The organism is Streptomyces sp. NPDC056948 (assembly GCF_042674225.1).
Classification (GTDB): Bacteria; Actinomycetota; Actinomycetes; order Streptomycetales; family Streptomycetaceae; genus Streptomyces; species Streptomyces purpurascens.
Map to the genome: position 1 here is coordinate 1 of NZ_JBHUQX010000361.1, position 9,871 is coordinate 9,871.

General features: G+C 71.9%; 9 protein-coding genes. 3 read left to right on the forward strand and 6 right to left on the reverse strand.

Annotated features, from left to right (window positions below):
* Nucleotides 1-76 precede the first annotated feature (76 nt).
* Nucleotides 77-1,624 (reverse strand): sodium:solute symporter, encoded by a 1,548-nt coding sequence (locus ACFTZL_RS34130; RefSeq protein WP_382590925.1) that lies wholly within the window; start codon nucleotides 1,622-1,624, stop codon nucleotides 77-79.
* Between the two features lie 237 nt (nucleotides 1,625-1,861).
* Here ACFTZL_RS34130 and ACFTZL_RS34135 point away from each other — a divergent pair, with 237 nt between their 5' ends.
* Nucleotides 1,862-4,015: a carbon starvation CstA family protein gene (locus ACFTZL_RS34135; protein ID WP_382590928.1), complete on the forward strand. Its 2,154-nt coding sequence runs from the start codon at nucleotides 1,862-1,864 to the stop codon at nucleotides 4,013-4,015.
* 158 nt (nucleotides 4,016-4,173) lie between these two features.
* Here ACFTZL_RS34135 and ACFTZL_RS34140 read toward each other — a convergent pair whose 3' ends face one another.
* The 3 genes from ACFTZL_RS34140 to ACFTZL_RS34150 form a co-directional block, all read right to left on the reverse strand.
* The gene (locus ACFTZL_RS34140; RefSeq protein ID WP_382590931.1) at nucleotides 4,174-4,971 is read right to left on the reverse strand and encodes an SURF1 family protein; all 798 of its coding nucleotides are present in this window, start codon (nucleotides 4,969-4,971) and stop codon (nucleotides 4,174-4,176) included.
* 49 nt (nucleotides 4,972-5,020) lie between these two features.
* Nucleotides 5,021-5,254, reverse strand: coding sequence for a hypothetical protein (locus ACFTZL_RS34145; protein ID WP_078615365.1), 234 nt, complete (start codon nucleotides 5,252-5,254; stop codon nucleotides 5,021-5,023).
* A 107-nt stretch (nucleotides 5,255-5,361) separates the two neighbouring features.
* The gene (locus tag ACFTZL_RS34150) at nucleotides 5,362-6,351 is read right to left on the reverse strand and encodes a DEDDh family exonuclease (protein ID WP_382590934.1); all 990 of its coding nucleotides are present in this window, start codon (nucleotides 6,349-6,351) and stop codon (nucleotides 5,362-5,364) included.
* A 246-nt stretch (nucleotides 6,352-6,597) separates the two neighbouring features.
* Between ACFTZL_RS34150 and ACFTZL_RS34155 the strand changes: the two genes are divergently transcribed.
* Both ACFTZL_RS34155 and ACFTZL_RS34160 read left to right on the forward strand, forming a co-directional pair.
* The gene (locus ACFTZL_RS34155) at nucleotides 6,598-7,578 is read left to right on the forward strand and encodes a sterol desaturase family protein (protein WP_382590937.1); all 981 of its coding nucleotides are present in this window, start codon (nucleotides 6,598-6,600) and stop codon (nucleotides 7,576-7,578) included.
* On the forward strand, nucleotides 7,575-8,255 hold the full coding sequence (locus ACFTZL_RS34160; protein WP_382590940.1) for a lysoplasmalogenase: 681 nt from the start codon (nucleotides 7,575-7,577) through the stop codon (nucleotides 8,253-8,255). Before ACFTZL_RS34155 ends, ACFTZL_RS34160 begins: the two co-directional genes overlap by 4 nt.
* A gap of 3 nt (nucleotides 8,256-8,258) precedes the next feature.
* Here ACFTZL_RS34160 and ACFTZL_RS34165 read toward each other — a convergent pair whose 3' ends face one another.
* A complete protein-coding gene (locus ACFTZL_RS34165) occupies nucleotides 8,259-9,293 on the reverse strand; it encodes a CopD family protein (RefSeq protein ID WP_382590943.1) in 1,035 nt (344 codons plus the stop codon).
* A gap of 52 nt (nucleotides 9,294-9,345) precedes the next feature.
* Nucleotides 9,346-9,870 carry a hypothetical protein gene (locus ACFTZL_RS34170; RefSeq protein WP_382590946.1) on the reverse strand — a complete coding sequence of 175 codons (525 nt, stop codon included), beginning with the start codon at nucleotides 9,868-9,870 and terminating at the stop codon, nucleotides 9,346-9,348.
* Nucleotide 9,871 lies beyond the last annotated feature (1 nt).

Genomic DNA, 9,871 nt, shown 5'->3' on the forward strand with positions numbered 1-9,871 from the left:
GGGGCCGCGGGGGGCAGGGGCACGGCGGCGGGCGCCGGCACGGCCGGCGCCGCCATGGGGGAGTTCTCTCTGCGTCTCACGGGTTGTTCGCTCCGGTCTCCGGGCGTCGCCGGACGGTCAGGCGGGACGGCAGGTCGGTCGAGTCGGCGCCGCGCGGGACGCCCAGACGAGTCAGCACCGCGGTGCCGGCCACCGCGACGGCCAGATTGAGCAGCAGCGCCGCGAGCCCGGCGTAGATCTCCAGCGGTCCGGCGCCGGTGCCGAGCGGCACGATCGAGGAGAACCCCTCGCGCACCACCAGGTACGTCCCCGACGCCATGCCCACGGCCCACCCGGCGAGCAGCGCCCGCGGATGCAGCCGCCCGGTGAACAGCCCGACGGCGACGGCCGGGAAGATCTGCAGGATCCACACGCCGCCGAGCAGCTGGAGGTTGATGGCGTCCTGGTCGCGCAGCCCGAACACGAACGCCACGGCGCCCACCTTCGCGGTCACCGACACCGCCTTGGCGATGCGCACCTGGCGTTTGGGCGTGGCCGTCGGCTGGACGTACTCGACGTAGATGTTGCGGACGAAGCTCGTCGCGGCGGCGATCGACATCACCGCGGCCGGGACGAGCGCCCCCACGGCGATCGCGGCGAACACCAGCCCGGCCAGCGGCGCCGGCATCAGCCGGTCGACCAGCATCGGCACGGCCGCCTCGGCGCCACCGCGCGGCGCCCGCACCCCTGCCGCGAGGGCGGCGAAGCCGAGGAACCCGAACAGCGCGAGCAGCCCGGTCCAGGCCGGCAGCGCCACCGAGACCTTGCGCAGGGTGCGCGGCCCGTCGGCGGCGAAACCGGCGGTGAGCACATGCGGGTACATCAGCAGGGCGAGGGCGGAGCCCAGGGCGAGGGTGGCGTAGGCGGGCTGCTGGGCGGGGGACAGGTGCAGCGCCGGGTCGCCCAGCCGCGCCGCGGCGCCGTCGAAGACCGGGCCGGGGCCGCCGAACCGTTCGAGGACCAGCCAGGTCACGGCGGTCAGCGAGACGAACACGGCCACCGCCTTCAGCGCCGAGATGACCGTGGGCGCGCGCAGCCCGTGCCGGTACGTGGCCACCGCGAGCCCCGCGAACAGCGCCACCAGCACCAGATCCCCGGCCACGCCCCGCGGATGGACGCCCCCGGCCGTCAGCACCGCCCGGATGCCGATCAGTTGCAGCGCCAGGTACGGCATCGTCGCGAGGATCCCGGTCAGCGCGACCACCAGGGCCAGCGGTGGCGACCCGTACCGGCCCCGTACGAAATCGGCGGCGGTGATGTAGCCGTGCCGGGCCGCCACGCTCCACAGGCGGCTGAGCAGCACGAAGGCGAGCGGGCAGACGATCACCGTGTACGGCACCGCGAAGAAGGCGGGCGCGCCGTTGCCGTACGCAAGACCGGGCACGGCGGTGAAGGTGTACGCGGTGAAGATCGTGCCGCCGAGCAGCAGCCAGGTCCAGCCGGGGCCCAGGCTGCGGTCGGCCAGCGCCCAGCCCTCCAGGGAGGGCAGCCGGTCCACCGGACGCAGCCGCCGCGCGGTGACCGCGAGCAGCGACGCCCCGCCGATCACGGCGAGAAACGTCGCGGTCATGGCGCCGTCAGCCATGGGTCACCGTCCTTGGTGTGCCTGTGCCCTTGCGCGAGAGTTGCGCGGACGGCCCGTCCGGAGGACAGGAAACCGGCGGGAAATCTTCTGGGAACGCCGTGTCATCCACTTCCGGCGGGTGCGCAACTCTTGCACAGACCGACAGCGAGCGGGAGAGGTGCGCAGGTCAGGGAAGCGCCCCCGCACCGGCCCCCGCGCAGGTCCTGTCGCACACCACCGCCACGGTGAGGAGCCGCCATGCCCGTATCAGTCATGCCCGAATCCGGTCGGCCAGCGCCCGAAAAGCGGCGAATACCCCCTCGGTCCCTCCTGCTCTGGACCGTCGTCTCCCTGCTCGGCGCGATCGCCTGGGGCGTCCTCGCCCTTGCCCGGGGCGAGGAGATCTCGGCGGTCTGGCTGGTCGTCGCGGCCCTCGGCTCGTACGCCATCGCCTACCGCTTCTACTCCCGCTTCGTCGCCCGGCGGGTGCTCCGGCCCGACGACAGCCGGGCCACGCCCGCCGAGCGCCTCGAGGACGGCGTCGACTTCCACCCCACCGACCGCCGGGTGCTGCTCGGCCACCACTTCGCCGCGATCGCCGGCGCCGGACCGCTGGTGGGGCCGGTGCTCGCGGCGCAGATGGGCTATCTGCCCGGGACGCTGTGGATCGTCGCAGGCGTGATCTTCGCGGGCGCGGTGCAGGACATGGTCGTGCTGTTCCTGTCCATGCGGCGGGACGGCAAGTCGCTCGGGCAGCTGGCCCGGGACGAGATCGGCCGGTGGGGCGGGGCCGCCGCCCTGATCGCCGTGTTCGCCATCATGATCATCCTGCTGGGTGTGCTGGCCCTGGTCGTCGTCAACGCCCTCGCCCACTCCCCGTGGGGCACCTTCTCCGTCGCGATGACCATCCCCATCGCCCTGTTCATGGGCTTCTGGCTGCACGTCATCCGCCCGGGCCGGGTCGTCGAGACCAGCCTGATCGGCGTCGCGCTGCTGCTGCTCGCCATCGTCGGCGGTAGCTGGATCCAGCAGTCCTCGCTGGCCTCCGCCTTCACCCTGAGCCCCACGACCCTCGTGTTCTGCCTGGTCGGCTACGGCTTCGTCGCCTCCGTGCTGCCGGTGTGGATGCTGCTCGCGCCGCGCGACTACCTCTCCACCTTCATGAAGATCGGCACGATCGCGCTGCTCGCGGTGGGCGTGGTGGTCGCCGCCCCGGTGCTGCGCGCGGACGCGGTGAGCGACTTCGCCTCCTCGGGCGCCGGGCCCGTCTTCGCGGGCGCGCTCTTCCCCTTCCTCTTCATCACCATCGCCTGCGGCGCGCTGTCCGGCTTCCACGCCCTGGTCGCCTCCGGCACCACACCGAAGCTGATCCAGAAGGAGTCCCAGGTCCGGATGATCGGCTACGGCGCCATGCTCATGGAGTCGTTCGTCGCGATCATGGCGCTGATCGCGGCCGCGACCCTGGAGCCGGGCCTGTACTACGCCATGAACGCCCCGGCGGCCCTGCTCGGCACGACGGCCGAGTCGGCGTCCCACGCGGTCGCCGGCCTCGGCTTCACGATCACCCCCGACCAGCTCACCCAGGCCGCCAAGGCCGTGGAGGAACAGACGCTGATCGCCCGCTCCGGCGGGGCACCGACACTGGCCGTCGGCATGTCGGAGATCTTCTCCGGGGTCATCGGCGGCACCGCGATGAAGGCCTTCTGGTACCACTTCGCGATCATGTTCGAGGCGCTGTTCATCCTGACGACCGTGGACGCGGGCACCCGGGTCGGCCGCTTCATGCTCCAGGACATGCTCGGCAACGTGTGGAAGCCGGCCGGCCGGGTCAACTGGAAGCCGGGCATCTGGCTGTGCAGCGCCCTGGTCGTCGCGGCCTGGGGCTACTTCCTGTACACCGGTGCCACCGACCCGCTCGGCGGAATCAACCAGCTCTTCCCGCTCTTCGGCATCGCGAACCAGCTCCTCGCCGCGATCGCCCTGGCCGTCTGCACCACGGTCCTGATCAAGTCCGGGAAGCTGCGCTGGGCCTGGGTCACCGGTGTCCCGCTCGCCTGGGTCGTCGCCATCACCTTCACCGCCGGCTGGCAGAAGATCTTCTCGGACGACCCGAAGGTGGGCTTCTTCGCCCAGCGTGGCCGCTACGCCGACGCCCTCGACGCCGACCAGATCCTGCCACCGGCCAAGAGCCCGGCCGACATGCAGACCGTCGTCACCAACTCCACGGTCGACGGCGTACTGATCGCGCTGTTCCTGCTGCTGGTCGCCGTGGTGCTCGTGAACGCGGCGGTGGTGTGCGTACGGGCGGTCCGGAACCCGGGTTCCCAGCCGATCAGCGAGGCGCCGTACACCGAGTCCCGGATCGAGGTGCCGGAGCAGGCCGGTCGGCCGGTGGCGGGAGCCCGGACGTGAGGGTGGTGCGCTGGGCGCGGGCGGTGCGCTGGTACGTGCGGGAGCTGACGGAGGTGCTCAACCGGTCGCACCGGGAGGAGTGCCGGCAGGGACGCTGCTGCTGACGCGGCCTGCGGGCGGCTGTTGACGCGGACCGTGGGGCGGCCGGCCGCCGGAGGTCACACGGCCGCCGGCTCCGCCTCCGTCGCGTCGGTGTCCTCGGCCGCCGCCTGGGCCCGGTCCCGGGCCTCGCGGCGGGCCAGGACCACCCAGCCGACCGGTACGGCAGCGGCGAACAGCCACCACTGGAAGGCGTAGGCGTAGTTCAGCGCGGCGTCCTCCTTGCCCGGATTGCCGAGGAGCTCGGGGGTGTCGCCCTTGGGCTCGGGTGCCGTCTGGGCGATGTAGCCGCCGAGCGCCTGGACGTCCAGGCGCCGTGCCTCCTGCTCGCTGTTGATCAGCATGATCTGCCGGTCCGGCAGCCCTTCGAGGTTCTTGATGCCGCTCGCCGCGGTCGTCTCGTCGGGCATCAGCCGCCCCGTGACGGTGACCTCGCCGGCCGGCGGTGCGGGAACCTTCGGGAACGCGGTCTGGCTCGGGCCGTCGGAGGGGATCCAGCCCCGGTTGACCAGCAGGACCTTGCCGTCGTCGAGGACGAACGGGGTCAGGACGTGGTAGCCGACCTCGTCGTCGGAGTTGGTGCGGCGGCGGACGACGACCTCGTCCTCCGTGTCGAAGTGACCCTTCGCGGTCACGGTGCGGTACCGCTCGGCGCTGGTGACGGTGTGCCCGGGCCCGGTCAGCTTCTCCACGGGCACCGGGTCGGCCGCCAGCGCGTCCGTGACGAGCTGGTTCCGGGCGGTGCGCTCCTCGTAGCGATGCATCTGCCAAATGCCCAGCCTGATCATCGTGGGGATGAGAAGCAGGGCGATCAGTGTGAGGATCACCCACTGCCGGGACATCAGGAAGCGGTACACCCCACGACCGTACAACTCGGTCGTGGGGTGCGATCAGGCGGGTACGGTTTCACACCTTGTCGACAATTCCCGCCTTTCCCTCCGCGCGTGCGCAGTGCGCGCCGCAGTACCAGTGGCCCTCGACCTCCACGCCCTGGCCGATGATCTGTACACGGCAGTGCTCGCAGATGGGTGCCATGCGGTGGATCGCGCAGGAGAAGCAGTCGAAGACGTGCACCGCGCCCTGCGCGTGCACCTCGAAGGTCATTCCGTACTGATTGCCACATACCTCACAGGTCGCCATGCGCCACAGGGTGAGCCGTCATCCCGGCCCGGGCGAGCGGGTGCCGGGCGAGTCGCCCCCCAATCACCCGTCCGTACGGTCGCCCTCCGGCGCCGCTCCGTAAACGGTCACCCCTGCGACGCCGGCTCCACATCCGCGAGGAGCTGCCCGAACGCCGCCTCGTCCACGACCGGCGTGCCGAACTGCCGGGCCTTGACCACCTTGGACGTGCCCGAGTCCGGGTCGTTCGTGACGAGCAGGCTGGTCAGCCGGGACAGGCTGGTGGCCACATGCAGCCCGGCCTCGGTCGCGCGGTCCTCCAGCAGATCGCGCTCCACCGAGGTGTCACCCGAGAAGGCGACCCGCATGCCCTGCTTGAGCCGCCCGCCCGCCTCGTAGCGCCCCGGGTTGGGGTAGGGGCAGGCGGGCCGCTTCCGGGCCGGGCGCCAACTGGTGGGCCGGTAACCGCCGTAGCCCGCCTGCTGTCCGATGCGGGGCGCGGGACGGTCCGACCACTCGGTCAGCGGCCGGCACTCCAGCAGCGGCAGCCGTACGCCGTTCGCCGCCGCGGCCCTGAGGCTGGGCCGGAACGCCTCGGCCAGCACGCGCGCGTCGTCCAGCGCGTGGTGCGCCCGCTGCTGGACGACGCCGAAGTGCGCGGCGAGGGACTCCAGCTTGTGGTTGGGCAGCGGGAGCCCGAGTTCCTTGGAGAGCGCGATGGTGCACAGCCGCTGCCGCACCGGTGCCTCGCGCTGCGCCCGCGCGTACTCCCGGGCGATCATCTGCCAGTCGAAGACGGCGTTGTGCGCGACGAGCACCCGCCCCTCGAGCCGGGTCGTGAACTCCTCGGCGATGTCCTGGAAGAGGGGAGCGCCCTCGAGTGCCTCGCTCGTCAGCCCGTGGATCCACACGGGGCCGGGGTCGCGCTCCGGGTTGACCGTCGAGTACCAGTGGTCCTCGACCTCGCCGCGCGCGTCGAGCCGGTAGACGGCCGCGGAGATGATGCGATCGTCCCGGGCCAGACCTGTGGTCTCCACGTCAACAACCGCGTACCCCTGGGGATACGCGGCCGGCCATGACGTGGGAGAGGGCACTGCGGTCGTGAGGTCATCGAGCATGGTCCCTGAGGATACGGGCCACGACTGACATCACCGCCCGCCAGGTGCGCGCACCCGGCCCTTCCGATACTCCCTCAGGCGTGTTGTCCGGTCTGTCCGTTCGCGAGGCGTACGTCTGTCCGACACTCAGTCACACCGATGGCACTCCGATTGGCGGAGATCACCAAGAAGCAAGCGCGTACCGTCGGTAATACTTGTGGGTAACAACGTCTAGTCGGGGCAGGACGGCGGTCCTACGGTGCTTGCATGCCGAACCTGCCCGATGTCGTGCTGTGGTCGATCCCCGCCTTTGTGCTGCTCACCGTGGTCGAAATGGTGAGCTACCGCCTCCATCCCGACGAGGACGCGGAGGGCTACGAGGCGAAGGACGCCGCCACGAGCGTCGGCATGGGCCTCGGCAGTCTCGTCTTCGACTTCCTCTGGAAGATCCCGATCGTCGCCCTCTACACGGCCCTCTACGAACTCACGCCCCTGCGCGTGCCCGTCCTGTGGTGGACCGTCCCGCTGCTGCTGCTCGGGCAGGACTTCTTCTACTACTGGTCCCACCGCGGCCACCACGTCATCCGCGTCCTGTGGGCCTGCCACGTCGTCCACCACTCCAGCCGGAAGTTCAACTTCACCACCGCGCTGCGCCAGCCCTGGACGTCCCTGACCGTGTGGCCGTTCTACGTCCCCCTCATAGCCGCCGGCGTGCACCCCGCCGCGCTCGCGTTCTGCTCCTCCGCGAACCTCGTCTACCAGTTCTGGATCCACACCGAGCGGATCGACAAGATGCCCCGCTGGTTCGAGTTCGTCTTCAACACCCCCTCGCACCACCGCGTCCACCACGCCTCCCAGGGCGGTTACCTCGACCGCAACTTCGGCGGCATCCTCATCGTCTGGGACCGGCTGTTCGGATCGTTCACCGCCGAGACCGAACGGCCCGTGTACGGACTGACGAAGAACATCGGCACGTACAACCTGCTGAAGGTGGCCACGCACGAATACGTGTCCATCGCGAAGGACCTGAAGGCGGCGCACAGTTGGCGCGAGCGAGCGGGACGCGTGTTCCGGGGACCGGGCTGGGGGCCCACGCCGGCCTCCGCACCCGCTCCTGCCCCGACGGCGACCCTTGCTACGGCTACGGCTACGGCTACGGCTACGGCTACGGCTACGGCTACGGCCACGGCTGCTCCTCCGGACCCCGCGGCGGCTCCGACCCACGCCGGTGAGAGCACGTCGGCGTGACCCCCTCCCGCCTCCTCCTCGCCGCCTTCGGTCTCGCCGCCGCCGTCGACCTCGTCTCCCTCGCGGCCGGCTTCGACGCCGGGCACACGGTGGCCAAGCCCCTGCTGATGCCGCTCCTGGCCCTGTGGGCCGCCCTGCGCCGGGCGCCTCGGCTGCTCCTGGCCGCCCTGCTCTTCGGCTGGGGCGGGGACGTCCTGTTGCTGTCCGACGCCGAGCCGGCCTTCCTCGCGGGCATGGGCTCCTTCGCCGCGGGCCATGTCTGCTACCTCGGCCTCTTCAGGACGTACGGCAGCCGGAACGCGGTCCCACGCGCGCGTGCGGGCCTCCTCGCCCTCGGCTACGGCACCGCCCTCGTCACGACCGTCGCGCTGCTGTGGCCGGACCTGCCCGCGGACCTGCGCGTGCCCGTCGCCGGGTACAGCCTCCTGCTCACGGCCATGGCGTACGGGTCGGTCACCCGGCTCGGCCTCCTCGCCGGACTGGGCGGTGCGCTGTTCCTGCTCTCCGACATGCTCATCGCGACCGGCGTCGCCGACTGGCCGCAGCTTCCCCGGCCGGACTTCTGGATCATGCTCACGTACATCGCCGCGCAGGCCCTGCTGGCCGGCGGCACGCTGGGGGTGCTCAACGCGCGCAGGGCACCGGCCGCGACGTACGGCGAGATGCGGGCCGTCTGAGGCTCACCAGCGGATGGGGACCGGAAGGGCCGTCAGCAGTCCGGACACCGCGACCACCAGGCCCAGCGCGACGACCTCCGCCCGCGCCGGCGCACAGGCGCTCAGCGGATCGGCCGCCCGGCGCAGCCGGCTCCGGGCCCACAGGGCGAGGGCGGCGACGGCGGCCACGAGCAGCACCTTGGCGAGCAGGGCACGCCCGTACGCCGTGGCCGTCAGCTGCTCCACGATCGTCCCCGGCGGCATCCGGCGCAGCGAACTCCACACACCCGTCGCGGTGATGGCGGCGAGCAGCACGGCCGCCACGCGCGCGTAGAGGCCCAGCAGGGCCGCGCCCGCCCCCGTGTCGTACCGGCCGTGCCACAGGCGCAGGGTCCGCAGCGCGTGCAGCAGACCGCCCACCCACAGCGCCGCGCAGGTCAGGTGGACGAGCGTCAGCCCGGAGCCGGTCAGCGGGTTCTGCTCGGTCGGGGGGTGCGCGCGCAGCGCCTCCGCGACGACCACGGCGGCCAGCGGCCACACCTGCCTGGCCGGCCGGCGCGACACGGCACACAGCCCGGCCACCAGGAACGCGTTGACCTCGAGCAGGGCGAGCTTGCCGTCCCGGGACGCGTGGAGCCCGCCGACGTCCATGTCCGACAGGCCGTCCGGGACGAGATTCCCCGTGGCCACGACCGAGGCGAGCCCCAGGGCGGCGACGAAACCGACGGCGGCGGCGAGAGGCGACCAACTGCGGGGCACGGCCAACGGGTGGCCGGTGGCTCTCTCCGTGCCCGGCACGGAATGCGCCAGCCGGTTCACGAACAGCTCGCCGACCGGTACGCACAGCGCCGCGAACAGCACCGTGCGCAGCAGGGCGATGCCGCCGGCCCCGGGCGCGCCGGCCTCCCCGGTGCCGTGCAGCGCGGTGGACGGGCCGAGCAGCGGGATCAGCGCGGCCAGGGCCACCAGGACCAGGACGGCGACGGCCCGCACCGCACCGGTGCGCCGTACGGGCCCGCCGCTGTCGGCCACTCCTGGCGTGGGTCTTGTCAAGGTCACCCCAAGATCTTCACCAACCTTCACATGGTCGGGCAAGTCCAGGGGGGCGAACTCAGTCGGCCCGTGACGCGGCCGACCACCACAGCCGCACCTCCTTGCCCACGTCCGTGGGCCGCAGCTCCCATCCCTGTACGAGCGCCACCTCGGCGACGTACCACCCGCCGACACCGCGGTATTTCCGCATGGGTATCGCACACTCCACGGGCGGTCGTGGCTTCTGTCGCTCGGCCGGGGCCGAGGCCCGGGCGGTCCACTTCGCGACCGCCTTGTCCACGCGCTTCTTGTAGAAGTCGGCGTCACCCTCATGGCGGAGCTCCGGCCAGGACACGCACCAGGAGGCCAGGCGCCCGACGCGCAGAACCGTCCCGCCCGCGGCTTCGATGAAGCGGCGTTCGAGGGTGCTGCTGAAAGCCGTGATCACCTCGGCGAACATCGCGACGACGAAGAGCACCGCCGCCACCGCCACCCACAGCACACACACCACCGGGAACCACACCACGCTCCCCGCGAACCGCAGGGCCAACTGCCACCGCGGCCGCACCGGTTCGGCGGTCCAGGTCACGGGATCTTCGTACACG

What these genes read in the sequence shown, in the direction of transcription:
- ACFTZL_RS34130 (WP_382590925.1), bottom strand. Translation starts at nt 1,624, where the DNA reads ATGGCTGACGGCGCCATGACCGCGACGTTTCTCGCCGTGATCGGCGGG.
- ACFTZL_RS34135 (WP_382590928.1), top strand. Translation starts at nt 1,862, where the DNA reads ATGCCCGTATCAGTCATGCCCGAATCCGGTCGGCCAGCGCCCGAAAAG.
- ACFTZL_RS34145 (WP_078615365.1), bottom strand. Translation starts at nt 5,254, where the DNA reads ATGGCGACCTGTGAGGTATGTGGCAATCAGTACGGAATGACCTTCGAG.
- ACFTZL_RS34150 (WP_382590934.1), bottom strand. Translation starts at nt 6,351, where the DNA reads ATGCTCGATGACCTCACGACCGCAGTGCCCTCTCCCACGTCATGGCCG.
- ACFTZL_RS34155 (WP_382590937.1), top strand. Translation starts at nt 6,598, where the DNA reads ATGCCGAACCTGCCCGATGTCGTGCTGTGGTCGATCCCCGCCTTTGTG.